This is a genomic window from Streptomyces maremycinicus, assembly GCF_001184025.1.
Classification (GTDB): domain Bacteria; phylum Actinomycetota; class Actinomycetes; order Streptomycetales; family Streptomycetaceae; genus Streptomyces; species Streptomyces maremycinicus.
In genome coordinates this window covers 330,818-354,534 of sequence record NZ_BBYG01000013.1, presented here as the reverse complement: position 1 = coordinate 354,534, position 23,717 = coordinate 330,818, and the positions used below count along the sequence as shown (strand labels likewise).

Annotated in this window: 19 protein-coding genes; 13 read left to right on the top strand and 6 right to left on the bottom strand. The window is 73.1% G+C overall.

What is annotated here, in order from left to right; genetic code table 11:
- Window positions 1-38: 38 nt before the first annotated feature.
- Complete coding sequence (locus tag AOQ37_RS17225; protein ID WP_062645413.1) at window positions 39-1,367, bottom strand: ABC transporter substrate-binding protein; 1,329 nt, start codon at window positions 1,365-1,367, stop codon at window positions 39-41.
- Between the two features lie 118 nt (window positions 1,368-1,485).
- Between AOQ37_RS17225 and AOQ37_RS17220 the strand changes: the two genes are divergently transcribed.
- Together AOQ37_RS17220 and purU are read left to right on the top strand one after the other, a co-directional pair.
- Window positions 1,486-1,986 (top strand): SCO4402 family protein, encoded by a 501-nt coding sequence (locus AOQ37_RS17220; RefSeq protein ID WP_078890223.1) that lies wholly within the window; start codon window positions 1,486-1,488, stop codon window positions 1,984-1,986.
- Between the two features lie 166 nt (window positions 1,987-2,152).
- Window positions 2,153-3,037, top strand: coding sequence for a formyltetrahydrofolate deformylase (gene purU, locus AOQ37_RS17215; RefSeq protein WP_062645411.1), 885 nt, complete (start codon window positions 2,153-2,155; stop codon window positions 3,035-3,037).
- Window positions 3,038-3,076: 39 nt separating this feature from the next.
- Here purU and AOQ37_RS17210 read toward each other — a convergent pair whose 3' ends face one another.
- Both AOQ37_RS17210 and AOQ37_RS17205 read right to left on the bottom strand, forming a co-directional pair.
- Window positions 3,077-4,684: an anti-sigma factor family protein gene (locus AOQ37_RS17210; protein ID WP_374701511.1), complete on the bottom strand. Its 1,608-nt coding sequence runs from the start codon at window positions 4,682-4,684 to the stop codon at window positions 3,077-3,079.
- Between the two features lie 212 nt (window positions 4,685-4,896).
- Window positions 4,897-5,487 carry a sigma-70 family RNA polymerase sigma factor gene (locus AOQ37_RS17205; RefSeq protein ID WP_062645410.1) on the bottom strand — a complete coding sequence of 197 codons (591 nt, stop codon included), beginning with the start codon at window positions 5,485-5,487 and terminating at the stop codon, window positions 4,897-4,899.
- Window positions 5,488-5,806: 319 nt separating this feature from the next.
- Here AOQ37_RS17205 and AOQ37_RS17200 point away from each other — a divergent pair, with 319 nt between their 5' ends.
- On the top strand, window positions 5,807-6,187 hold the full coding sequence (locus AOQ37_RS17200; protein ID WP_062645409.1) for an STAS domain-containing protein: 381 nt from the start codon (window positions 5,807-5,809) through the stop codon (window positions 6,185-6,187).
- Window positions 6,188-6,358: 171 nt separating this feature from the next.
- Window positions 6,359-6,871 carry an EF-hand domain-containing protein gene (locus tag AOQ37_RS17195; RefSeq protein ID WP_062645408.1) on the top strand — a complete coding sequence of 171 codons (513 nt, stop codon included), beginning with the start codon at window positions 6,359-6,361 and terminating at the stop codon, window positions 6,869-6,871.
- A gap of 162 nt (window positions 6,872-7,033) precedes the next feature.
- Here the strand turns inward: AOQ37_RS17195 and AOQ37_RS17190 are convergent, their stop codons facing one another.
- Complete coding sequence (locus tag AOQ37_RS17190) at window positions 7,034-8,533, bottom strand: class I adenylate-forming enzyme family protein (RefSeq protein ID WP_062645591.1); 1,500 nt, start codon at window positions 8,531-8,533, stop codon at window positions 7,034-7,036.
- 225 nt (window positions 8,534-8,758) lie between these two features.
- Between AOQ37_RS17190 and AOQ37_RS17185 the strand changes: the two genes are divergently transcribed.
- The 4 genes from AOQ37_RS17185 to AOQ37_RS17170 all read left to right on the top strand — a co-directional run bounded on the left by AOQ37_RS17185 (window position 8,759) and on the right by AOQ37_RS17170 (window position 13,097).
- Window positions 8,759-9,955 (top strand): amidohydrolase family protein, encoded by a 1,197-nt coding sequence (locus AOQ37_RS17185; RefSeq protein WP_062645407.1) that lies wholly within the window; start codon window positions 8,759-8,761, stop codon window positions 9,953-9,955.
- A 31-nt stretch (window positions 9,956-9,986) separates the two neighbouring features.
- Window positions 9,987-11,120 carry an acyl-CoA dehydrogenase family protein gene (locus AOQ37_RS17180; RefSeq protein WP_062645406.1) on the top strand — a complete coding sequence of 378 codons (1,134 nt, stop codon included), beginning with the start codon at window positions 9,987-9,989 and terminating at the stop codon, window positions 11,118-11,120.
- Window positions 11,121-11,130: 10 nt separating this feature from the next.
- Window positions 11,131-12,015 (top strand): acyl-CoA dehydrogenase family protein, encoded by an 885-nt coding sequence (locus tag AOQ37_RS17175; RefSeq protein WP_062645405.1) that lies wholly within the window; start codon window positions 11,131-11,133, stop codon window positions 12,013-12,015.
- Between the two features lie 551 nt (window positions 12,016-12,566).
- Window positions 12,567-13,097: an ATP-binding protein gene (locus AOQ37_RS17170; protein ID WP_062645404.1), complete on the top strand. Its 531-nt coding sequence runs from the start codon at window positions 12,567-12,569 to the stop codon at window positions 13,095-13,097.
- Window positions 13,098-13,702: 605 nt separating this feature from the next.
- Here the strand turns inward: AOQ37_RS17170 and AOQ37_RS17165 are convergent.
- Window positions 13,703-14,629, bottom strand: a complete 927-nt coding sequence (locus AOQ37_RS17165) for a cyclase family protein (RefSeq protein WP_062645403.1) — start codon at window positions 14,627-14,629, stop codon at window positions 13,703-13,705.
- A gap of 102 nt (window positions 14,630-14,731) precedes the next feature.
- Between AOQ37_RS17165 and AOQ37_RS17160 the strand changes: the two genes are divergently transcribed.
- The 3 genes from AOQ37_RS17160 to AOQ37_RS17150 all read left to right on the top strand — a co-directional run bounded on the left by AOQ37_RS17160 (window position 14,732) and on the right by AOQ37_RS17150 (window position 17,983).
- Window positions 14,732-15,646, top strand: a complete 915-nt coding sequence (locus AOQ37_RS17160) for an SDR family NAD(P)-dependent oxidoreductase (protein WP_062645402.1) — start codon at window positions 14,732-14,734, stop codon at window positions 15,644-15,646.
- Between the two features lie 105 nt (window positions 15,647-15,751).
- Window positions 15,752-16,900, top strand: a complete 1,149-nt coding sequence (locus AOQ37_RS17155; RefSeq protein ID WP_062645401.1) for an acyl-CoA dehydrogenase family protein — start codon at window positions 15,752-15,754, stop codon at window positions 16,898-16,900.
- A gap of 33 nt (window positions 16,901-16,933) precedes the next feature.
- Window positions 16,934-17,983 carry a Zn-dependent alcohol dehydrogenase gene (locus AOQ37_RS17150; RefSeq protein WP_062645400.1) on the top strand — a complete coding sequence of 350 codons (1,050 nt, stop codon included), beginning with the start codon at window positions 16,934-16,936 and terminating at the stop codon, window positions 17,981-17,983.
- 1,276 nt (window positions 17,984-19,259) lie between these two features.
- Here the strand turns inward: AOQ37_RS17150 and AOQ37_RS17140 are convergent.
- Entirely contained in the window at window positions 19,260-20,372 is a 1,113-nt protein-coding gene (locus AOQ37_RS17140) for a GlxA family transcriptional regulator (RefSeq protein WP_062645399.1), read from the bottom strand.
- A 71-nt stretch (window positions 20,373-20,443) separates the two neighbouring features.
- Between AOQ37_RS17140 and AOQ37_RS17135 the strand changes: the two genes are divergently transcribed.
- Together AOQ37_RS17135 and AOQ37_RS17130 are read left to right on the top strand one after the other, a co-directional pair.
- A complete protein-coding gene (locus AOQ37_RS17135; RefSeq protein WP_062645398.1) occupies window positions 20,444-21,838 on the top strand; it encodes an MFS transporter in 1,395 nt (464 codons plus the stop codon).
- A 269-nt stretch (window positions 21,839-22,107) separates the two neighbouring features.
- Window positions 22,108-23,655: a multicopper oxidase family protein gene (locus AOQ37_RS17130; RefSeq protein ID WP_078890221.1), complete on the top strand. Its 1,548-nt coding sequence runs from the start codon at window positions 22,108-22,110 to the stop codon at window positions 23,653-23,655.
- The last annotated feature ends 62 nt before the right edge of the window (window positions 23,656-23,717 follow it).

The following is a 23,717-nucleotide window of genomic DNA, read 5'->3' as shown; positions in this document are numbered from 1 at the left end:
GGGTCGGGACGGTCGGGCGGGTCGCCCCCCCGGGCGGGTCAGTCGACGTCGGCTTGCTCCAGGGTCTTCGTCACGTCCACGAAGCCCTTCTTGGCGGCCACCAGCCGGCCCTTCCGCACGGCCTGGAGGGTGACCTCGGCGTTGACCAGGCGGGGGAAGCCGATGGAGGCGAGCTGGTCGGTGAACTCCCAGCGGAGCGTCGGCGTGAGGCCGCCCGTCGTGACCTTCAGCCCGTCGTCCAGGGCGCCCCGTACGGAGTCGGCGCTCACCTCGCCGCCGTCCAGCGACTCCACGGCCTGGCGGAACACGGTGTAGGCGATCCAGGTGGTCTGCACGCCGGTGTCGGTGGCGTCGATCCGGGTGTCGGAGAACGCCTCCTCGCTGATCACCTTCTTCATCGGCGCCCAGGCGGGGTCGCTCGTCACCGGGTACCAGCCGGTGACGTAGGCGCCCTCGAAGGGGCCCGAGGCGGCTCCGGCGGCGTTGATCACCGTCTGGTCGACGCTGCCGAGGACGGTGCCGGTGCGGACGTCGGGGTAGTCGTCGCGGGTGCGCCGGAAGGAGTCCATGAAGGTGGCGGTGCGGTCGCCGAGCGCGGTCACCACGCAGCCCTTCCGGTCCCCGGCCTTGCCGTCGGTCGCGTCGTCCACGGCGGCCTCGGCCTGCGCCGCGTACTCGGTCGCGTCCTCCGGCGCCCGCTGGTCCTCGGCCTCGCTGTGCCCGCCCGCGGTCAGTCCGGCGTTGAGCATCGGAGGCAGCGCGTCACCCGCGACGGTGTCGGGGCGGACGAGCGAGACGGGGCCGCAGGTCGCGCCGAGCTCCTTGCCGAGACCGGCCAGCAGCGAGGGCTGGCCGCCGTTGACGGGGTAGGACAGCGGGCTGGTGAACTCGGCGTTCGTGACGCCGTAGCCGCCTATGTAAGGGATGCCGGCGCCTTCCAGGTGCGGCAGGAAGGCGTCGGAGTGCTGACTGTAGGAGCCGACCACGGCGACCGCGTTCTCCTTGACGGCCCGCCGGGCGCACGCCGCGGCCGACACCGTGTCGTTGTGGTCGTTGCAGGTCAGGACCTTGAGCTTGCGGCCGTTCAGGCCGCCGTTCGCGTTGATCCAGCGGGCGTAGGCGAGGGCGAACGCCGGCATGCCCGGCTTGTTCGTGGCGGACGTCCCCTCGGGCGCCCAGGTCATGACGACGATCGGGTCGTCCCCGGAGCCCCCCGAGACACCGGGGACGACCCCACAGCCGACGGCGAGTGACGCACAGGCGGCCAGGGCACCCGCCGAGAGGGCGGTCGCTCTGACGGACCTGGTGAAGCGGAAGGACCTGGGGAGGAAGGTGCCTCGCCTTGATGTGCGTCGCTTGCCGGTCATGGACACGCACGATTCCGTTACATCGCTAACCTGGGAGTGACCCATGGTCAACGGGCGGTGACGGCAAGGTGAATTACGGGGGCACCCGAGGTGCGGGGGACGGGGAAACGTACGATCTATGACCGTGCAAGGTTCGGAGAACTCTTCCCGTCGCGGCCGTCGCTCCTCCACCATGGGCGGCATGCCACTCAACGACATGCCGTGGTGGCGCTGGCGCAGCAATGTGCGCTCCGCGCTGCACATGCTCTCCGACCCGGTCTTCCAGCAGAACGTCTGGCTGGCCGGCGTCGAGGGGTACGGGGACGTCACCGACGCCGTGTACCGCCTCGTCGAGGACACCTGGCTCGACAACTGGTCCGCCGAGAAGTACGTCGGCACGATCTTCCGCGACTCCCAGGAGGCGGCCCTCGTGGACACCGCCGTGCTGCGGGTGCTGCGGATCATGCACCAGGTCGGACCGGACGCCCAGGTCTCCGCGTACGTCGACCACGAGGCCTGGCCGGAGGCGGTGCGGGCGGCGCGGGACGCGCACGTACGGATGGCGGCGAGCGACGGTGACGACGCCGACGCGCCGCCGCGCACCCTCGAGGTGCTGCGCATCATGACGCGGGCCGCGTAGGCCGTGTAGGCCGTGTAGGCGGCGCAGGCGGCGCAGGCGGCGCAGGCGGCGCAGGCGGCGCAGGCGGCGCAGGCCGTCGGCGGGGTCGGGGGAGCGGGGCGGACGCCGTGTTCCGTCCTGCGGGACGATTGCCCACGGCGGTGGCCGGTGTGCGACCCTGTCGGGCATGAACGCGCAGCCCACCCGAGCCGCGGCGACCGCCGCCGACCAATACGTCCTCACCCTTTCCTGCCCCGACAAGCAGGGCATCGTGCACGCCGTGTCGAGCTACCTCTTCATGACCGGCTGCAACATCGAGGACAGTCAGCAGTTCGGCGACCACGACACGGGTCTGTTCTTCCTGCGCGTCCACTTCTCGGCCGAGCCGCCGGTGACCGTGGACAAGCTCCGGGCGAGCTTCGCGGCGATCGGCGACTCCTTCCACATGGACTGGCAGATCAACCGGGCCGACGAGAAGATGCGCGTCGTCCTCATGGTCAGCAAGTTCGGGCACTGCCTGAACGACCTGCTGTTCCGCGCCAGCATCGGCGCGCTGCCGGTGGAGATCGCGGCCGTGGTGTCCAACCACACCGACTTCGCCGAGCTGGTGGGCTCGTACAACATCCCCTTCCGCCATATCCCGGTGACGAAGGAGAACAAGGCGCAGGCCGAGGCGGAGCTGCTCGAGCTGGTGCGGGAGCAGAACGTCGAGCTGGTCGTCCTCGCCCGTTACATGCAGGTCCTCTCCGACGACCTGTGCAAGCAGCTCAGTGGCCGGATCATCAACATCCACCACTCCTTCCTGCCGAGCTTCAAGGGCGCCAAGCCGTACCACCAGGCGCACGCGCGGGGCGTGAAGCTGATCGGGGCGACGGCGCACTACGTGACGGCCGACCTCGACGAGGGGCCGATCATCGAGCAGGAGGTCGAGCGCGTCGGGCACGGCGTCACGCCCGACCAGCTCGTCGCCGTCGGCCGGGACGTGGAGTGCCAGGCGCTGGCGCGGGCCGTGAAGTGGCACGCGGAGCGGCGGATCCTGCTCAACGGCCGCCGCACGGTCGTCTTCGCGTAGCGGTCGCCCCGCTTCCGCCGCCGCATCCGGCTGAGCGCGCTACATCCGGCTGAGAGACGCCGCCGCGAACAGGACGTCCCGGATCGCCTCGCGGTCGCCCAGCTGGCCCGCCGCCGCCTCCTCCGGGGAGACATGGCCGGCCGCCAGACGGCAGAACTCCACGTCGTCCAGGGCGACATGGGCCACCTCGTGGTCGGCGGAGCCCACCGCGCCCGGTGAGTCCAGCGGGATCAGCCACTGGCCGCCGCCCGAACCCTCGATCTCCAGACGCAGACTGCGGCCGGGGCGGCCCGCGGTCACCAGGTGGCGGGTCGGCGCGGGAGCGGCGAGCCCCGCGCGACGACGGGCCGCGAGGGTCTCGGGCAGCATCCGCGCGGCCAGGTCGATCATGCCGTGCAGATGGCGTGGGGCGGGCGGCGCGTAGGGGTAGTCGACCGCTTCCGCGATGTCCTCGGCGTGCACCCAGCACTCGAAGGCCCGGTCCAGCATCGCGTCACGCAGCGGCAGTTCGAACCCGCCGTACGACACCGGCATGGTGCCGTGACCGCCGCCGGTGCCGGTGCCGGTGCCGATGAAGGACACCGTCCGGACGAGGGCGTGGGTCTGTTCGCGCCAGGGCCCGCGCACGGAGCGGGTGGGCGGGAAGTGCGAACCCGCCCAGAACGACTCGGTGCGCCGGGCCGGCGTGTCCATCGGCCCGCCGGCCCGGTCCGCGTCCTTCGCGCCCTTCGTGCCCTTCGTCTTCTCCAGGTCCCCCGGGTCGTCCGTCCCGGTGGCCGCGCCCGGCTCGCCGGGGGCGAACGGGGCCAGCGGGTCGTCGAGGCCCAGGGCCACGGCCACCAGGCCGTCCACGGCGAGCAGGTGGGCGATGACTCCGGCGACGGTGGTCCGGCGGCTCGTGGCCTCCTCGCCGCGGAACCAGCGCAGCCGCACCGGCGCGTGCCACTCGGCGTCCCCGAAGTCCTGGAGCAGGGCGTCGAGCCGCGCGGTCTCGGCGTCGTACGACGCGGCCCAGAGGGGTACGGGGATGCGGGGCGGACGCCGGTCCAGGCAGCCGTCGAGGACGCGGGTGCGCAGGCCGGGGTCGAGGTCGAGGCTCTCCGGGCGCTGGAGCAGACCGACCGCCTCGCGCAGCCGTCGCGCCTCGTCGGCGCAGGCTCCGCAGTCGCCGAGGTGCTCCTCGACGGCCGCCGTCTCGTCGGCCGAGCAGGCCGCCAGCGCCCAGGCGCCCAGCAGGGACTTGAGCACCGGGTGCTCGAGTGCGAGCGGCTCCGGACCGGCCGGCTCCACCGACGGCAGCGGCAGCCCGCCGTCCTCCACGGAGGCACGGGGCAACGGGATGCGCGGCGCGCCCCCGGATCCCACAACCGACGACGCGCCGTTCCCGTCCCCGGTCCGGCCGTCCCCGGTCCGGCCGTCCCCGGTCCGGCTGACACCGGCCCCGCCGTCACCGGTCCCACCGTCCCCGGCCCGGCGGTCACCGGGACCATCGTCCCCGGTCCGGCTGTCGCCGGTTGCGCCGTCCCCGGGCAGGGGGTCATCGGTACGGCTGTCGTCGGCTGCGCCGTCATCGGTCCGGCGGTCACCGGGCCCGCCGTCATCGGCACCGGTGGCTCCGGACTCGCCGTCGCCAGGGACGCTCGGCATGTCGCCGCCGCCGCCGTCGTCGGCGCCGTCGAGGCCGGACGTCGTCGCCCTGCCCGTCTCCGGATCCGTCCCCGGATCCGTCCCCGTCCTCGGAGTCCTCGGATCTCGCTCCGGGTCCCGTTCCCGGTCCCCGTGGTGGTCCTTGTCCTGGTCCCTGTTCATGGCCTCTTCGTCTCCGCCGTCCTCCGGCGGTCGGAACACGTTCTCGCCGCTCATGCCGCGCCCCCGTATCCGGGCGGCGCCCCGGGGGCCGCGGAGTCGTGGGCGGTGGAGAGCAGTTGGAGGCCGAGGCGGAGCCTGCGGCGGGCCTCGTCCTCCGTGACGCCGAGGTCGGCCGCGGTCTGGCGGTAGTCGCGCCGCTGGAAGTAGGCCAGCTCCAGGGCGGCGCGCAGCGGGGCGGGCATGGCCTGGACGATGTAGTCGGCGCGGGCGGCGACGGAGGCGTGCCGCACCCTGCGTTCCAGTTCCTCGGTCGCCTCGGCGGAGCCGGGTCCCGCCTCGGCCAGCGCGGCGGTCTCGGTGGCGCGCAGGCGCTGCACGGCGAGGCGGTGGGTCAACGCGGCCACCCACGTGCGCAGCGGGCCCTGCTTGGGGTCGTAGGCGTCGGGGTGTTCCCAGACGTGCGCGAAGACCTCGCGGGTGATGCCGTCGGCCGCGCGTTCGTCCCCGAGCACGCGGTGGGCGAGACCGTGCACGAGCGAAGCGAACCGGTCATAGAGCTCGCCGAGGGCGGCCGCCTCACCGCGCGCCAGCCGTTGTTGCATCTTGCGGTCCCAGCGGGGCGGTGCGTCCCTCTTCGCCATGCGGCCCCCTCACCCGTGCGCGTGCCTCTGCCTGTGCGTGTGTCCAGCGTGCGTCCGCCGTCACCTCGAATGTAGTCGGCACGTCCGACAACGCACGCCCCTTTGTTTCAATGTGCGCCCCCTGTCCGTGAGCGGGTGGTATGGGCGACGTCTGCCCGACAGAGAAGGATCGAACCGGACGGGATACGACTGGAACAAGCCTCTTCCCCTCCGTTTCTGTTTTTCCTTCGGCGTTTCGGGGCACGGCCGCTGGGCAGCCGCGCTGCAAGGAAGCGAAGGGACGGCTTCCGTTTTCCGCGAGCTACAGCGAGCGAAGGGCGTGGTGGTGGCCTTCAAAGTGACCGGCGGGGAGCAGGACGGATGGGCCGTGCTCCATGTGTCGGGCGAACTGGATCTGGTGACGTCGCCGGTGCTGCGCCAGAGGGTGCACGACGAGGTGGCCGAGGGGCGCCACAGTCTCGTCCTGGACCTCTCCGAGGTGTACTTCTGCGACTCCAGCGGCGTCGGCGTCCTCATCGCCTCGCGCCGCCTCATCCGTTCCTGCCGGGGACGCCTGCGCCTGATACTGCCCGCGCGGGGCGCGGCGGAGGGCTCCCACGTCAACCGGGTGCTGGGCGCGCTGGGCGTCCGTCGTCTCTTCGACGTGTACGGGGACCTCGCGGCCGCCGTCGACGACGGGACGGAACCGCTCTCGGCGTAGCTCCACGGGTCCGCCGGGGCCCGATCCGCCACACCCTTGTCCCGGAATTCCCCCGGTCTCGGCACAGGCGTCGCTTTCCCGATGCCCGGGAGTCGACGGCGTCGTACGCTCCCTGCCGGAACCACTCCCAGCAGCATCTCCACGCGACGACGTAAGGCGGCCCGAGAAGACATGGTCAGCAGTGAGTACGAACGCAGGATCGCCGCCCGGTTCACCACCTTCGACCAGGACGGCAACGGCTACATCGACCGGGCGGACTTCGGCGCGGCGGCCAAGGCGCTGCTCGCCGAGTTCGGTACCGCGGCCCGGTCCGACAAGGGGCAGGCGCTGTACGCGGGCGCGGAGGCCTTCTGGCAGGGCATGGCCGGTATCGCCGACCGGGACGGCGACCAGCGCATCACCCGGGACGAGTTCGTGAACGGCGCGGTCAAGCGCCTGCGCGACAACCCGGAGCGGTTCGCCGAGATCGCCCGTCCCTTCCTGCACGCGGCGCTGGACATCGCCGACGCCGACGGTGACGGCCGGGCCACGGTCGCGGACACCGAACGGGTGCTCCGGGCGCTCGGAGCGCCCGAAGAGGTCGCCCGGGGTGCCGCCGCCGCCCTCGACGCCGACGCGGACGGCAAGGTCGGCGAGGCGGAGATCGTCCCCGCCTTCGCCCGCTACTTCACGGTCGCCGAGTAGCCCCGGGCGGCGGCCCCGGCAGTCCCGTCAGTCCCGGCGGCCCCGGCAGTCCCGACGTCCCCCGTCAGTCCCGGCGACCCCGGCAGTCCCGGCGGCCCCGGCAGCCCGACGGCTCCGGAGCAGCCCGCGGCCGACCGGTGGCCGTGCCCGGTCGGGCCGCCCTCACCGGGAGAAGCGCTCGCGCAGCTTGTACTTCAGCACCTTGCGCAGTGTCTCGTTGCGCGGCAGGGCGTCCAGCACCTCCAGCCGCTCCGGCAGTTTGTGGACCGCCAGGCCGCCCGCGCGCAGATACGAGCCCATCGCCTCGAGCGTCAGCGGTTCCCCGCCTCCGGGCGCCCGTTCCACCACCGCGCACACCAGCTCACCGCGCTCCGCGTCGGGCAGCCCGATCACCGCGACGTCCCCGACGGCCGGGTGGGCGGCGAGCAGATCCTCGATCTCCTTCGCCGACACGTTCTCCCCCTTGCGGATGATGACGTCCTTGAGCCGCCCGGTGAGGACCAGATGTCCGCTCCCGGTCACGTGCCCCAGGTCGCCGGTGCGCAGGAACCCCTCCTCGTCGAACGCCTCGGCCGTCTGAGCGGGGTCCAGATACCCCTGGCACACGGCCTCGCCGCGCAGCCGCACCTCGCCGTCCACCACGCGTATCCGCATGCCCCGCGGTGGCCGGCCCTCGGTCGTCGCGAGGTTCTCCGCGGTGTCGTCCGGCGCCCCCATGGTGATCATCGGCACCTCGGTCATCCCGTACCCGTGCGTCAGCTGCACCCCCATCTCGCGCACGACGGCGTGGTACACCTCGGGCGGCTTGGGCGCTCCGCCGCCCGCGAGCAGCCGCAGTGAGGGGATCAGCGGCGTTTCCGGCCGCTTGCGCTGCTCGGCGAGGAACATCGAGTAGAACGCCGTCGACCCGCCCGCGACGGTCACCCCGTGCCGCCGGTACCCCTCCAGCGCGTCGGGCAGCGCGAAGTGCTCGAACATCACGGCCGGGAATCCGTAGAGCAGCAGCATGACGGTGTAGTCGGGGCCGGCGATGTGGGCGTAGGGGAACGCCATCGAGCCGACGTCGTCCGCCGTGAGGCGCAGCGCGTGGGCCAGGCAGGAGCCGCCCGCGATCAGTGAACGGTCGGTGTGCAGCACGCCCTTGGGGTCGGAGGTGGTGCCCGAGGTCCAGTAGATCCAGCGCACCGAGGTGCCCTCGGCGGGCGGCGGCGGGAGGACGGCAGGGTCCCCGTCCGGCAGCTCGTCGTACGCCTCGAAGACGCCCTTCGCGCCCAGCCGCCGGGCCATCTCGGTGTGGTCGAAGCCGCGCCAGACGCCCGGTACCGCGAAGAACTCCGCCTTGGACTCGCGCAGCGCGAAGCCGACCTCGCGGTCGCGGTAGAAGGGGATGACGGGCGACTGCACGGCTCCGAGGCGGGCCAGCGCGAAGGACAGGACGGCCGTCTCCAGGCGGGTGGGCAGCTGCCAGGCGACGACCGTGCCGGGACGTACGCCCATGTCGTGCAGCCCGGCCGCGACCCGCTCGGCCCTCTCGCGCAGCTCCCCGAAGGTCAGCACCCGGTCGTCCTGGAGGAGGACCGGGCGGTCGGGGGTGCGGTCGGCGCGGCGGGCGAGCAGGTCCCAGAGGGTGCGGGACGCGCTCAGCTCGTGGGCGGTGGCGATGGCGGTGGTGGCGGTCGCGCCGTCGGTGGCGGTGTCGTTCGCGTTCGGCCCGTTCACGGTCGGCCCCCTGCCGTAGCTGACGGACAGTCAGATTTTCGGCAGAGCGTAGGGCCGGTCGCCTTGTCGGTCCAGGGGTCGCGGACTAGCCTGCTGGGGAGAGCGGATCTGACGGTCCATCAGAAAAGCCAGCGGACAACTGGCGTTCCGCCAGGCGGAGGGGAAGCCATGAGCACCGAACTGCCGCGCATCGTCAGCGTCGACGACCATGTGATCGAGCCCGCGCACCTCTTTTCGACCTGGCTGCCGCGCAAGTACCGGGACCGGGGGCCGCAGCCCCTCACCGCCGGGATCGGCGAGCTCGCCTACGTGGCCGGGAAGTACCGGATCACCATGGACCCGGACGGCCAGCCCACCGACTGGTGGATCTACGAGGACCTGAAGTTCCCGTACAAGCGCAACATCGCCGCCGTCGGCTTCGACCGTGACGAGATGACGCTGGAGGGCATCACCCGGGAGCAGATGCGGCGCGGCTGCTGGGACCCGAAGGCCCGGCTGGCGGACATGGACCTCAACCACGTCGAGGCCTCCCTGTGCTTCCCGTCCTTCCCGCGCTTCTGCGGGCAGACCTTCGCCGAGGCGCACGACAAGGAGGTCGCGCTGGCCTGTGTGCGCGCCTACAACGACTGGATGGTCGAGGAGTGGTGCGGGGACAGCGGCGGGCGGCTCATCCCGCTCTGCCTGATCCCGCTGTGGGACATCGACCTCGCGGTCGCCGAGATCCGGCGCAACGCGGCTCGCGGGGTGCGCGCCGTCACCTTCTCCGAGATCCCCAGCCACCTCGGGCTGCCGTCGATCCACTCCGGCTACTGGGACCCGTTCTTCGCGGTGTGCGAGGAGACCGGGACGGTCGTCAACATGCACATCGGTTCGTCCTCGCAGATGCCGGCCGCCTCACCGGACGCGCCCCCGGCCGTACAGGCGGCCCTGTCGTTCAACAACGCGATGGCCTCGATGATGGACTACCTCTTCAGCGGGGTGCTGGTGAGGTTCCCGCGCCTCACGCTCGCCTACTCCGAGGGCCAGATGGGCTGGATCCCGTACGCCCTGGAGCGCGCGGACGACGTCTGGGAGGAGCACCGCGCGTGGGGCGGGGTCAGGGATCTCGTCCCCGAGCCGCCGTCCACGTACTACTACCGGCAGATCTTCTGCTGCTTCTTCCGCGACAAGCACGGCGTCGCGTCCCTGGACGTCGTGGGGCGCGACAACGCCACCTTCGAGACCGACTACCCGCACGTCGACTCGACCTTCCCGCACACCAAGGAGGTCGCCCTCGACCACGTCAAGGGCCTCGACGACGAGACGGTCTACAAGCTCATGCGGGGCAACGCGATCCGCATGCTCGACCTGGACCTCGACAAGTAGCCGGGCGGCCGGGAGCAGGGGGATCAGGACCATGGACCTCGCGGACAGCCCCGAGGACGCGGAGTTCCGGGCCCGGCTGCGCGAGTGGCTCGGCAAGGCGCTGCCCGCCCTCCCGCCGAAGCCGTCCCCGGACGACTGGCCCGGCCGCCGCGCCTACGACCTCGGCTGGCAGCGCACGCTGTACGACGCCGGGTACGCCGATGTGCACTGGCAGGCCTCACCGGGCGTCCGGCTGATCTTCCTGGAGGAGACGGAGCGGGCGGGCGCGCCCTACGTGGGCGCCGGCTTCGTCGGGCTGCTGCACGCCGGGCCGACGATCGCCGCCGAGGGCACGGCCGGGCAGCGGGCCCGCTGGCTGCCGCCCATCCTGCGCGGCGAGGAGGTGTGGTGCCAGGGCTTCAGCGAACCCGGCGCCGGGTCGGACCTCGCGGCGCTGCGCACGCGCGCGTGGCGCGACGGCGACGACTACGTGGTGAGCGGGTCCAAGATCTGGACCTCGCACGCGGAGGTCGCCGACTGGTGCGAACTGCTGGTCCGCACGGACCCGGAGGCGCCGAAGCACCGGGGCATCACCTGGCTGGCCATGCCCATGGACGCCCCCGGCATCACCGTGCGGCCGCTGCGCACCCTGGCCGGATCCGCCGAGTTCGCCGAGGTGTTCCTCGACGAGGTGCGGGTGCCGGTCGGTCATCGGGTGGGGGAGGAGAACGACGGCTGGCGGGTGACGATGGTGACGCTGTCGTTCGAGCGCGGCACCGCCTTCGTGGGGGAGGTCGTCGCCTGCCGGCGCGTGCTGGGCGAACTCGCCGTGGAGGCACGGAGGAACGGCCGCTGGGACGATCCCGCCCTGCGACGGCGGCTGGGCGGCCTCAACGCGGAGTTCCGGGCGCTCTGGCGGCTGACCCAGTGGAACGTGAGCGAGGCGGAGGCCGCGGGCGGCCTGCCGGGCATCGGGGGTTCGGTTTTCAAACTGAGGTACTCGCAGGCCCGTCAGGACCTGTACGACACCGCCGCCGACGTCCTGGGCGACGCGTCCCTCGACACCGACCGCCCGTGGGTCCACGACCGGCTCTCCTCCCTGTCGTACACCATCGCGGCCGGCACCTCGCAGATCCAGCGGAACATCGTGGCCGAACGCATCCTGGGCCTGCCGAAGGGACGGTGAACCCGCCGCCATGCGATTTCGACTGACGGAGGACCAGCGGGCGCTGCGGGACGGGGTGCGCGCCCTGCTGGCACGCCGCTTCGACCGGGCGGCGCTGCGGGCCGCCGTGGACCGGCCGGGGCGGCTGGACCGGGCCCTGTGGCGGGAGCTTGGGGCCGCGGGGTTCTTCGCGCTGCGGCTGTCCGAGGCGGACGGCGGGGTCGGACTCGGACTGCCGGAGACGGTGCTGGCGTTCGAGGAGGCCGGCCGCGTCCTGCTGCCGGGGCCGCTGGTGGCCACCCATCTCGCGGCGGGCCGCGTGCCCGGGGCGGCCGAGGGGGAGACGGTCGTGACGGCCGTGGACGGCGGCGGCCTGGTGGAGTGGCTGACGGCCGCGGACGTCGTGTGCGGGGCGGCCGACGGGGCCGTGCCGCTGCGGTCGGTGGACCCGCTGACGCCGCTGCACCGCCTTCCGGGCGGCTCGGCGGCCGTGGATCCCGTCGCCGTCCTCCTCACCGCGGCCGAGCAGCTCGGCACGGCCACGCGCGCGTGCGAGCTGGCCGTGCAACACGCCCGGGCGCGCGAACAGTTCGGGCAGCCGATCGGGGCCTTCCAGGCCGTCAAGCATCTGTGCGCGGAACTGCTGGTGCGGGTCGAGGTGGCCCGCGCGGCGGTCTACGCGGCCGCCGTCACCGCCGACCCGGCCGACATCGCGGCCGCCCGGCTGCTCGCCGACGAGGCCGCAGTACGCGGCGCGCGCGACTGCCTCCAGGTGCACGGCGGCATGGGTTTCACCTGGGAGGCGGACGTACATCTGCTGCTCAAGCGGGCCTGGCTGCGCACCCGCCGTGCGGGCGGCGGAACGGAGAGTGAGGAGCTGCTCGCCGCCGACCTGCTGTCCCGGGCGGCTCGTTGACCACGCCCGCCTGCGGTGACCGGAGGGGTGCCGGGTGGCCGTCCGCGCGGGTGTCGCGGATTGTGGCATACCGGAATCACGGAGCGTTGATACCGGGTTGTGTCCGATGCGTGACCCGTCACGGCCCGGAGTCGGCGGGCCTCTCCGGTACCTTCTGTGGGATGCGAGTGGTTCCGAGCATGAGCCATGCCGGCGGTGCCCCTGGGGCGGTGCCGGATCCGGCGGTGCGCGCCGCCGCTCGCAGGGCGGACGGGCTTCGAGGGCCCGCCTGTTCGACTCCCCGCAACGAGCGTCGCACAGTATGCCGCACGGGTACTCCTTCGCGCTGGAATATGCCCGAAGCGCTTGTTGAGGTGACTGTATGTCAACCAAGCTGTCTCGTAAGGGATTCACGTTCCGTCACCCTGCCTCTGGCTGTTGTTCTGGCCATGCAGAAAATGGCTACGATCGTGGCCCCCGTCGTCATGGTGCACACGCGGCTCGCGTGGCTCGCGTGGCGCACGGCCATGTGTCCGCCGGTTCGGATGGTGTGAGCGGTGCAGGTGCTTCAAGTGCAGCTGGAGATCCGGCCCGACCCCGCTGAGGTGGGGCGCGCCCGCAGGTGGGCCCGCTCGCGCCTCGCCGGGTCCGGGATAGGGGACGAGGAGCCGCTCGCCGAGACGCTGATCCTGCTCGTCTCCGAACTGGTCACCAACGCCGTGGTGCACACCGGCTGTCCGGCCGTGCTGCGGCTCTCCCTGCCGGGCGGGACGGCCGAGCCGTCCACCGTCCGGCTGGAGGTCGCCGACACCAGCGACCGGGCCCCGGTGCCCCGGTGCGCCGGGGACGAGGCGACCGGCGGCCGCGGTCTGGCCCTCGTCGACGGGCTCGCGGACCGCTGGGGGTGGAGCGTCGAGGGCGCGGGCAAGCGCATCTGGTGCGAACTGGACCGCTGCGTGGACGTCGTTGAGGCCGAGGCGGACCACGGGGGCACGGAGGACCGCCTCGGCGCGGAGGAGCGTCGGGGCGTGGACGAGCGCCGGGGCGCGGTCCCGGCGGAGCCCGAGCCGGCTTACGGCGGGCTCGCGTACGAGGCCGTCTGAGCGGCGGTCGGGCGACGATCCGGCGGCGGTCGGGCCCCGGTGGGGTGGCCGTCGGGCGGCGGGCGAGGGCGCACGGTCGCGGAGGCCCCGCGGGATGGTGGTGCACGGGCGCAGAAAGCGCTGTCGCGCACAGTCCGGGCCTGTATCGGTGCGCCCGCCTGTGCTTCCGTGCGCGCCCACCACAAAGGGGATGTAAGTAATAAAACTCCGTGCGGGTGTTGACGTGACGTGTCCGTTTGATCACGCTTGTGGTCAGCGATTCGCCGTGAGGGGACGACGAGGGCTTCGGTGACGGAGGCTCTCGCCGAGTGTGGGTCGTGATTCGGCGCCGGCTCCCTCAGGGCCGAGGGGAGTCGGTGGGGGTCCCTCCCGCTCGGGCACAGCCGGGAGTGGGGGAGGGCGCGCCGGAGTCGGATGGCGGTGCGCGGTGCCGTGCTCGGGGCGGGCAGCCGCGCGCCGCCAGCCGACATGAGGGGAACGCCTGTTCACGTGTCCTGTGCCTGTCCGCGTCTGTCCGCGTCTGTCCGCGGGTCGGTCCGCGGGTCGGTCCGTCGCCTGCTCGGGGTCCTGCTCGCGGGCTGGTCCGGGCGCGGGCCCGCGGGCTCCTAGAGCACCGCCACCGGGGCCACCGGGGTTCCCGTGGCGCCGACGAACGGCTCGGGCATCGCCGACAGCAGGAAGGCGTAGCGGCCCGTTCGTCCACAGGCTGTGGACAACTCTTCGAGATTCCAGTTCTGGCCCTGGAGCATCCCCATCTCCACCAGGTGGAGCGCGTGCACCGGCAGCCACAGATCGTCGATCTCCGGCGGGAAGATCTCGAACGTGAGGGTGTCGTTGGCCACCGCCGCCACATCGCGCGCGTGGAACCACTCCGGCGTACGGACCGAGAGCCCCGGTGACGGATAGCCGTACCCCTGCTTGTCGCCGGACAGGTAGACCCGCACCTGCCCGGTCCGTACGAGCACGATGTCGCCGGCGCGCACCCGGGTGCCGGCCAGTTCCTCCGCCGCCGTCAGGTCCTCCGGGGTGACCGCGTGCTCGCCGTCCAGCCGGTCGACGCCACGCGCGCGTGCGACGTCCAGGAGGACGCCGCGCGAGACGATGTGCCGCGCCTTGTCGATACCGCCGAACTCGGCACCGCCGTGCGGGGTGATCGTGCCGGCGGGCCGGCCGTTGTAGAGCTTCCCCGAGTGCGAGACATGGGTCAGCGCGTCCCAGTGGGTGCCGGCCTGGAGGCCCATGGTCACGGCGTCGTCGCTGCACGCCACCGTGCCCGGACCGAAGATCTCCTGGTTGATCTGCACCATGGCGTGCAGGGGGTTGACCCGCCCGGGGATCAGTCCCGTCTGCACGCCGTCCTCCCGCAGCGGCAGCGCGAGCGGGACGCGGTGGCCGGTGCGGACCTCGGCGACGGCCGCGCGGACGACGTCGTCGGTGATGAGGTTCAGCGTGCCGATCTCGTCGTCGGCCCCCCAGCGCCCCCAGTTGTTGACGCGCTTCGCTATGTCGTGGAACTCGACCGGCAGTGTCATTCCGTGCCTCCCCGGGGCTTGTCCCCGACCGACGGACGGGTCAATCTAGACCTCGAATCTCAAATCTAACGGTCCGTCAGAAACTGCGGGAGGGGGCCGGACGTGGGGAACTTCCTGACCGGCAAGGTCGTCGCCGTCACCGGGGCGGGACGAGGCATCGGGCGGGCGGTGGCGCTGGCGGCGGCGGCCGAGGGCGCGCGGGTCGTCGTCAACGACTACGGGGTCTCGGTGGACGGGGCCTCACCCACCAGCGAGGTCGCCGAGTCCGTCGTCAAGGAGATCGAGGCGGCGGGCGGGGAGGCGGTCGCCGTCGCCGACGACATCTCGACGATGGCCGGCGGGCAGCGGCTCGTCGACACCGCGCTGGCGTCGTACGGCAGGATCGACGGGGTGGTGTGCGTCGCCGGGATCCTGCGCGAGCGGATGCTGTTCAACATGAGCGAGGAGGAGTGGGACTCGGTCGTCGCCACCCACCTCAAGGGCACGTTCACCGTGTTCCGGGCCGCGTCGGCGGTGATGCGCGGACAGCGCTCCGGCACACTGATCGGCTTCACCAGCGGCAACCACCAGGGCTCGGTCGCGCAGGCCAACTACAGCGCCGCCAAGGGCGGCATCATCTCGCTCGTGCGGAGCGCCGCGCTGGGTCTGCACAAGTACGGGGTGACCGCCAACGCGGTGGCTCCCGTGGCCCGTACCCGGATGTCCGCGGGCGTGCCCATGGAGTTGACGGAGATCGGGGAACCCGAGGACGTGGCCGCGTTCGTGGTGTACCTGCTGTCGGACCGCGCGCGGGAGGCGAAGGTCACCGGGCAGGTGTACACCGTCGCGGGGCCGAGGATCGCGGTGTGGGCGCAGCCGCGTGAACTGCGTTCGGCTCATGCCTGCGGCGGTTGGACGCCGGAGACGATCGCGGAGTTCCTGCCGGGGGCGGTGGGGGTGGATCCGATGCCGATGCTTGCTCGGTTGGAGGAGATGGAGCGGGCTGCGCGGGAAGGGGATCGGCCCAACGCCCGGTAGCCCGGAGGCGTGCGTGGTTCGGCGGCTGCGGGTGCGGCGTGGTTGATCGCGCGGTTCCCCGCGCCCCTGAGGTGGCGGCGGTCGCCCCTTTTCCAGGAGGTCAGCGTGGATTTCGGTTCTGCTCCGGCGGACGATTCGTTCCGTGCGGAAGTGCGCGGTTGGCTCGATGCGCATGTTCCGCGTGCCTCCGATCGGCGTTCCTGGGAGCGCACCCTCGGCTCGGCCGGGTGGATCGGCCTCGGGTGGTCGGAGGGCGGGTTCGGGAACCGGACCGGGAGCCTGACCCAACAGGTCGCCTGGGCCGAGGAGTACGCGCGATCGGGGGCCCCGGCCCGGTCCGGGCACATCGGGGAGAACCTCCTCGCGCCGACCCTCCTCGCGCACGGCACGGCGGAGCAGAAGGCGCGCTTCCTGCCGCCGATCGCCGCCGGTGCGGAGCTGTGGTGCCAGGGGTACAGCGAACCGGACGCGGGATCCGACCTGGCCGGCGTCCGGACCAGAGCCGAACCCGCCCCCGACGGACGGTCGTACCGCGTCACCGGGCAGAAGATCTGGACCTCGCTCGCCCATGAGGCCGACTGGTGTTTCGTGCTGGCCCGCACCGACCCGGCGTCCAGGCGGCACCACGGACTGACCTTCCTCCTCGTCCCCATGGACCAGCCGGGACGGATCGAGGTGCGGCCGATCCGGCAGCTGACCGGCACCAGCGACTTCAACGAGGTCTTCTTCGACGGGGCGCACGCGCGCGTGGAGCACGTCGTCGGCGCGGCGGGCGACGGCTGGCGGGTGGCGATGAGCCTCCTCGGCTTCGAACGGGGGGTGTCGACCCTCGCCCAGCAGATCGGCTTCGCCCGGGAACTGGAACGGGTCGTGCGCACGGCGGTGCGCACGGGCGCGGCCGACGACCCCGTCGTCCGCGAGCGGCTGGTGCGGCTGTGGGCCGAACTGCGCACCATGCGGTGGAACGCCCTGCGGACGCTGGGCGGCTCCGGCGGGCCGGGCGCGCCCAGCGTGGCGAAGCTGCTGTGGGCCGGCTGGCACCAGCGTCTGGGGGAGGTGGCCGTGCAGGTGCGGGGAGCGGCGGCGAGTGCCGGCCCGGCGGACTGGTCGCCGTCGTCCCCGTACGAACTCGACGAGGCGCAGCACCTGTTCCTGTTCTCCCGGGCCGACACCGTCTACGGCGGCTCGGACCAGATCCAGCGCACGATCATCGCCGAGCGGGTGCTCGGTCTGCCCAGGCAGCCCAAGGGATAGCGGACCGGAAACGGACAGGACGGTGGGGACGCGATGCGAGGCGTGGTGTTCGACGGGAAGCGGGCCGAGGTCGTCGACGACCTGGCCGTCCGCGATCCGGGGCCGGGCGAGGTGCTCGTCGCCATCTCGGCGGCCGGGCTGTGTCACAGCGACCTCTCGGTCGTCGACGGGACGATCCCGTTCCCGGCGCCCGTCGTCCTCGGCCACGAGGGCGCGGGGGTCGTCGACGCGGTCGGCGCGGGGGTCGCCCATGTCGTGCCCGGGGATCACGTCGCGCTGTCGACGCTCGCCAACTGCGGCACGTGCGCGGAGTGCGACCGCGGCAGGCCGACGATGTGCCGGCAGGCCATCGGGCGCCCGCGCAAGCCGTTCACGCGCGCGGGGGCCCCGGTGTTCCAGTTCGCGGCCAACTCCGCCTTCGCCGAGCGCACGGTGGTGAAGGCGGTACAGGCGGTCCGGATCCCGGCGGACGTCCCGCTCACGTCGGCCGCGCTGATCGGGTGCGGGGTGCTGACCGGCGTCGGGGCCGTGCTCAACCGCGCGCGGGTCGGCCACGGGGAGAGCGTCGTCGTCATCGGGACGGGCGGGATCGGGCTGAACGTGGTGCAGGGGGCGCGGATCGCCGGCGCCTCGCGGATCGTCGCGGTGGACGCCAACCCGGCGAAGGAGGCGACGGCCCGGCGGTTCGGCGCGACGGACTTCCTGACCTCTACGGACGCGGTGCGCGAGGTGCTGCCCACGGGCGCGGACCACGCCTTCGAGTGCGTCGGCCGGGTCGAGCTGATCCGGCAGGCGATCGACCTGCTGGACCGGCACGGCCAGGCGGTGCTCCTCGGGGTCCCGCCGGCCACCGCCGAGGCGTCCTTCCTGGTCTCGTCGATGTACCTGGACAAGTCGATCCTGGGCTGCCGGTACGGCTCGTCGCGCCCGCAGCGGGACATCGCGCTCTACGCCGAGCTGTACCGCACCGGCCGGCTGCTGCTCGACGAACTGGTGACGGACACCTACCCGGTGGAGGACTTCGCGAAGGCGGCGGCGGACGCGGAGGCGGGGCGGGTGGCACGGGCGGTGCTCACGTTCTGACCGGGGCGACGAAGGCCCCGTCGGCCGACCGGGAAACCCGGCCGGCTGCCCGGAAAACCCGTGGGGCCGGGTCGGTGCCGCCCCCTACGGTCCTCGTATGACCTACCGTGACGTCGCCACCCGCCAGGTACTGATCTGGTGCTGCACGGCCGTCGGCGCCCGTATGCCGGTCGCCATGGCGCCGCTGGCGCTGGTGTTCCTGGTGCGGGAGCGTCCCGGCGGCTACACGCTGGGCGCGGTCCTCGCGGCGGGGTACGTCGTCGGGGAGATCGTCGGCGCCCCGGTCCTCGGGATGCGGCTGCGCCCCGAGCGCGCCCGGCTCCACCTGGCCGTCGGGCTGATGGCCGGGGCCGCCGGATTCGCGGGGCTCGGGGCGTTCCCGGCCGCGCATCCGGCGGTGCTCGGCGGGTGCGCGGTCGTGGCCGGTGCCGCGCCGGCCGCCGCCACCGGCGGACTGCGCACGCTGCTCACCGCGCTGGTGCCGGAGCGGGCGGCGGCACAGGCGCTGTCGGTCGAGTCGATGCTGACGGCCGGGGTCTGGGCCGCCTCCCCGGCGGCGGTCGCCGGCCTGGCCCTCGGTGTCGCTCCGCGCGTCCCGCTGGTCCTCGCGGCCGCCCTGATGGCCGCGTCGGTCGCGGGCCTGTGGCTGCTCCCGGCGGCCTGGAGCGGGCACGGACCGGACGACCCGCGGGGCGGCGACCGGGCGGGCGCGTCGCCGCTGCGGGTCCTGACCGGCGCCTGGCCGGTGTACGTGACCGGCGCGGCCGGCCTCACCCTGCTCGGGCTGGCCGAACTCGTCCTGCCCGCCCTGCTGGAGCAGCGCGGCGTCGGCGTCGGCTGGTCCGGTCCGCTGCTGACCGGGATGGCGGTGGGCGGCGGGCTCGGCGCGTTCGCCTACGGCCTGCGGGTCTGGCCGGGACGGCTGCGCACCCGCAGCGTGGTGCTGACGGCGGGGACGTCGGTCTGTGTCACCTTCGTCGCGCTGACCCCGGACGCGGGGGGCATCGCGGTGGCGCTGGCCGTGGGGGGCGTCCTCCAGTCCGCGGCGGTGCTCACCCGCAACCTGTCCCTGCGCGAGGCGCTGCCGCCGCACGCCCTGGCCGCCGGTTACTCCGTCATGTACGCGGCGGCGGGCGCGGGGTACGCGGCGACGGGCTCCCTCGCCGGTGTCCTGCTGAAGGTGGTCGCCCCGTCCACGGCGGTGCTGGCCGGGGTCGGTCTGACCCTGCTGCTCACCGCGATCGGCTGGTGGGGCGAGTTGCGCACCGCCGGGAGGTCACCGCAGGGCGGCGTCGGCGACGCCGTGACCACCGCTCCCTCCACGCCCGCCACCCCCGTCGCTCCCTCCACGCCCGCCACCCCCGTCGCTCCCTCCACGCCCGTCGCTCCCGTCGCTCCCGGGGCGGACGGTGCGGAAGGTGCGGCGATACGCGGTCGGCGTGACCCCGAGGGCCGCCTGTAGGTGCTGCCGCATCGACTGGGCGGTGCCGAAACCGGCGTCCCGGGCGATCCGGTCGACCGACCGGTCGCTGGACTCCAGCAGGTGCCGGGCCCGCTCGACCCGTTGCTGGGTGAGCCACTGGCCGGGGCTGATGCCCACCTCCTCGCGGAAGCGGCGGGTGAACGTCCGTACCGACATGGCCTCCTGCTCGGCCATGTCGCGCAGTTGGATCGGCTCGTCGAGACGGCCCAGCGCCCAGGCGCGGGCGGTGGTCGTGGTCGCCTGCTGCGGGTCGGGCACGGGACGCTCGATGTACTGCGCCTGACCGCCGTCGCGGTGCGGTGGTACGACCGTACGGCGGGCCACCTCGTTGGCGACCGCCGCGCCGTGGTCGCGGCGCAGGAGATGCAGGCAGAGGTCGATCCCGGCCGCCACCCCGGCGGAGGTGAGGACGTCGCCGTCGTCGATGAAGAGCACGTCCGCGTCGACCCGGATCTTCGGGAAGAGCCGCTGGAAGTGCTCGGCGTGCATCCAGTGCGTGGTGGCCGGACGGCCGTCCAGCCGGCCCGCGGCGGCGAGGACGTAGCCGCCGGTGCAGATCGAGACGAGGCGGGTGCCGGGGCGTACACGGGCGAGGGCGGCGGCCAGTTCGGGGGTGAGCACGCCCTCCTCGTAGACGGGGCCCAGCTCGTAGGAGGTGGGCACGACGACGGTGTCGGCGGTGGCCAGTGCCTCGGGGCCGTGGGCGACCAGGACGGCGTAGTCGGCGTCCGTCTCGACCGGGCCGGGCGGCCGGACGGAGCAGGTGACGACGTCGTACAGGCGGCGGCCCGCCGCGTCGCGGGCCTTGCCGAAGATGCGCTGCGGAATGCCCAGTTCGAAGGGCATCAGCCCGTCGAGGGCGAGGACGACGACGCGGTGGCGGGAGGGTGCGTACGGTTCGGCCATGGCCCGATCCTAGCGAATGCTGTCCCTCGGGCCACTCGTTCGCCGGGTGCCGGTGCCCGAAGCTCGGTGACGTGACCCAGACAACCGATACATCGGCGTCCGCCGAAGGAGAGAAGCCCGTCTCCGACCGTGTCCCCGACGGAGCCCCCGGCCGCGTTTCCGCCCGCGTCTCCGGTCGCCTCGCCGGCCGCCGTCGCGGTCGTGTCCACCGCGCCTGGTTCGTCGCCGCCGTCACCTTCGTCACGATCATCGGCGCGGCCGCCTTCCGTTCGCTCCCCGGTCTGCTCATCGACCCGCTGCACCAGGAGTTCGGCTGGTCGCGCGGCACGATCGGCGCGGCGGTCTCGGTCAACCTGGCGCTGTACGGGCTCACCGCCCCGTTCGCGGCGGCGCTGATGGACCGCTTCGGGATCCGCCGGGTGGTCGCGGTGGCCCTGACCGTGATCTCGGTCGGCTCGCTCCTGACGGTCTGGATGACGGCGGCCTGGCAACTGCTGCTGTACTGGGGCCTGCTGGTGGGCCTCGGCTCGGGCTCGATGGCGCTCGCCTTCGCCGCGACGGTCACCAACCGCTGGTTCACCGAACGCCGGGGCCTGGTCAGCGGCATCCTGACCGCGGCCTCCGCCTCCGGCCAGCTGATCTTCCTGCCGCTGCTGTCCTGGCTGGTCACCCGGTACGACTGGCGTCCGGCGGCGGTGACGGTCGCGCTGGCCGCGCTGGCCGTCGTCCCCTTCGTCTGGCTGCTGCTGCGGGACCATCCGGCGGACGTGGGCCAGAAGCCGTACGGCGCGACGGAGTTCGTCCCGAAGCCGGCCCCGGTGCAGGGCGCCGCGCGCCGCACGCTGCGGGTGCTCTTCTCGGCGGTCCGCACGGGCCCGTTCTGGCTGCTGGCCGGTACCTTCGCGATCTGCGGCGCCTCCACGAACGGCCTGATCCAGACCCACTTCGTGCCCGCCGCGCACGACCACGGCATGCCGATCACGGCGGCGGCCTCCCTGCTCGCGGTCATCGGCGTCTTCGACGTGGTCGGCACGATCGCCTCCGGCTGGTTCACCGACCGCTTCGAGCCGCGCCGGCTGCTGGCGGTGTACTACGCGCTGCGGGGCGTCTCGCTGCTGTTCCTGCCGATGCTGCTGGCCCCGTCCGTGCACCCTCCGATGATCTTCTTCATCGTCTTCTACGGCCTCGACTGGGTCGCCACCGTCCCGCCCACGCTGGCGCTGTGCCGTGAGCAGTACGGCGAGGACAGTGCCATCGTCTTCGGCTGGGTCCTGGCCTCCCACCAGGTCGGCGCGGCCCTGGTGGCCTTCCTGGGAGGCGTGGCGCGGGACGCCTTCGGCTCGTACGACATGGTCTGGTACGCGTCGGGTGCGCTGTGCGCGGCGGCGGCGCTGATGGCGCTGGTGATCCGGCGGCGGCCGGTGCTCCCCACGCCCGCGCCCGTGCCCGCACCCGTGACGGCCTGAGCCCGTCGGCCGCCCGGGCTGTCGACCGCCCGGGCCCGCCGAGTCCCTGAGGCGGCCGGGTCTCTGACCGGGCGCCCGAGCCCGGCGGGGCCCCGGGCCGGTGGTCGGGCGGCCGGTGAGGCGGCGAGGGTTTCCGAGGGCCTTTACGTACCATATGGGCACATTCCGACACGGATGGCTGCGAGCCGCGGCCTCCGTGTCGTCGCTCTGCCCGGCCGCCCGGGGACCGTCCGCGGCGCTCGGCTGCCCTGTGCCCATGGAGGCGATACGTGACATCTCTGGCCCGTCGTGGCGTGCTGAAGTGCCTGCCGGTCGCCGCCGGAGCGGTCGTGACCGGCGTGGCGGCGAGCCCGCGGGCGGCCGCGAGTCCGCGGGAGGTGGCGCGACAGGGGGCCGACGCCGCCTTCCCGCAGCCGGAGGTCCGCAGGTCGGTGACGCGCACGGGGCGGCTGGAGACCGGTCTGACCGTCGAGTTCACCGAGCAGTCGCTCCCCGGGATCGGCACGGTGACCACCCGCACCTACGAAGGCGCGATCCCCGGGCCCACCCTGCGGGTGCGGCCCGGGGACACACTCGAGATCACACAGGTCAACGCGCTGCCGCCGAACGACGGGGCGGCCCATCAGGACATGAACGTCCCGCATCACTTCAACACCTTCAACCTGCACCTGCACGGGATGCACGTGGACCCGACGGGCGAGGCGGACAACATCTACCGCACGTTCGAGCCCTCCGGCACGCCGGGGACCACCGCCACCTACCGCACCAGGGTCGACGTCCCGGCGGATCATCCGGCCGGCACGTTCTGGTACCACCCGCACCATCACGGCTCCACGGCGACCCAGCTGCTGGGCGGTCTGGGGGGCGTCCTCGTCGTCGAGGGGGACGTGGACGAGGTGCCGGAGATCGCCGCCGCCAAGGACGTCGTCGTCTGCATCAACGAACTCAAGCTGTCCGGCGGGCGGGTTCCGGAGCTGACCTCGCACGGCGCCTACGACGGCGTCGCCTCCACCTTCCTGGTCAACGGCGTGAAGAATCCCGTGCTGACCATCGCCCCGGGGGAGGTCCAGCGCTGGCGGGTCGTCAACGCCGGCGCGATCACCGCGCACTTCCTGAGTCTGCGCGCACACGAGCTGCACCAGATCGCCTGCGACGGCATCACCTTCATGGAACCCGTCGCCACCACCGGTCTGACGCTGCCGATGGGCGGGCGCGTCGACCTGCTGATCCGCGGGGGCGAGCCCGGCACCTACAAGCTGACCGGCGGCGGCCCCTCGCAGACCCTGCTGACCCTCGTCGTCACCGGTGAGGCCCGCCCGATGCGGCTGCCCGCCGCCCTGCCCGGCAGGCCCACCAGACTGCCCGAGCCCACCCGCACCCGGTCTTTGACCTTCCGCAGCTACGAGAACGTCTTCCCGGGCGCCTTCCCGAACGCCTACCGCATCCTGGGCGACGGCGAGACCCCGCCCGCCGACCCGCTGGCCGGGCGCCACGACCTCGCCTGGGGCCGTCTCGCGCCCGATTTCGTCAACCAGCGCGTCCGGCTGGGCGAGGTCGAGGAGTGGACGGTCGTCAACGACTCCCACGCCCACAGTCACCACCCGTTCCACCTGCACACCAACCACTTCCTGCTGACCGCCGTCGACAACCGGCCGCTGGCCACACCGGTCTGGCACGACACCGTCGCCGTACCGCCGAACGGCTCGGTCACCTTCCGGCTGCGCGCCGAGGACTTCACCGGCCGCTCGATGCTGCACTGCCACCAGCTCCAGCACGGCGACGAAGGCATGATGCAGATCGTCGAATACGTGCGCTGAGCCGGCGTACCGGACGACCGACCCGGCCGCGTGTCCCGCTCGGGCGAACCGGACGGGCGAAC

Excerpts from the sequence above, each read along its gene's own strand:
- AOQ37_RS17225 (WP_062645413.1), bottom strand. The coding sequence starts at position 1,367 with ATGACCGGCAAGCGACGCACATCAAGGCGAGGCACCTTCCTCCCCAGG.
- AOQ37_RS17220 (WP_078890223.1), top strand. The coding sequence starts at position 1,486 with ATGACCGTGCAAGGTTCGGAGAACTCTTCCCGTCGCGGCCGTCGCTCC.
- purU (WP_062645411.1), top strand. The coding sequence starts at position 2,153 with ATGAACGCGCAGCCCACCCGAGCCGCGGCGACCGCCGCCGACCAATAC.
- AOQ37_RS17210 (WP_374701511.1), bottom strand. The coding sequence starts at position 4,684 with ATGCCGAGCGTCCCTGGCGACGGCGAGTCCGGAGCCACCGGTGCCGAT.
- AOQ37_RS17205 (WP_062645410.1), bottom strand. The coding sequence starts at position 5,487 with ATGGCGAAGAGGGACGCACCGCCCCGCTGGGACCGCAAGATGCAACAA.
- AOQ37_RS17195 (WP_062645408.1), top strand. The coding sequence starts at position 6,359 with ATGGTCAGCAGTGAGTACGAACGCAGGATCGCCGCCCGGTTCACCACC.
- AOQ37_RS17185 (WP_062645407.1), top strand. The coding sequence starts at position 8,759 with ATGAGCACCGAACTGCCGCGCATCGTCAGCGTCGACGACCATGTGATC.
- AOQ37_RS17180 (WP_062645406.1), top strand. The coding sequence starts at position 9,987 with ATGGACCTCGCGGACAGCCCCGAGGACGCGGAGTTCCGGGCCCGGCTG.
- AOQ37_RS17175 (WP_062645405.1), top strand. The coding sequence starts at position 11,131 with ATGCGATTTCGACTGACGGAGGACCAGCGGGCGCTGCGGGACGGGGTG.
- AOQ37_RS17165 (WP_062645403.1), bottom strand. The coding sequence starts at position 14,629 with ATGACACTGCCGGTCGAGTTCCACGACATAGCGAAGCGCGTCAACAAC.
- AOQ37_RS17150 (WP_062645400.1), top strand. The coding sequence starts at position 16,934 with ATGCGAGGCGTGGTGTTCGACGGGAAGCGGGCCGAGGTCGTCGACGAC.
- AOQ37_RS17140 (WP_062645399.1), bottom strand. The coding sequence starts at position 20,372 with ATGGCCGAACCGTACGCACCCTCCCGCCACCGCGTCGTCGTCCTCGCC.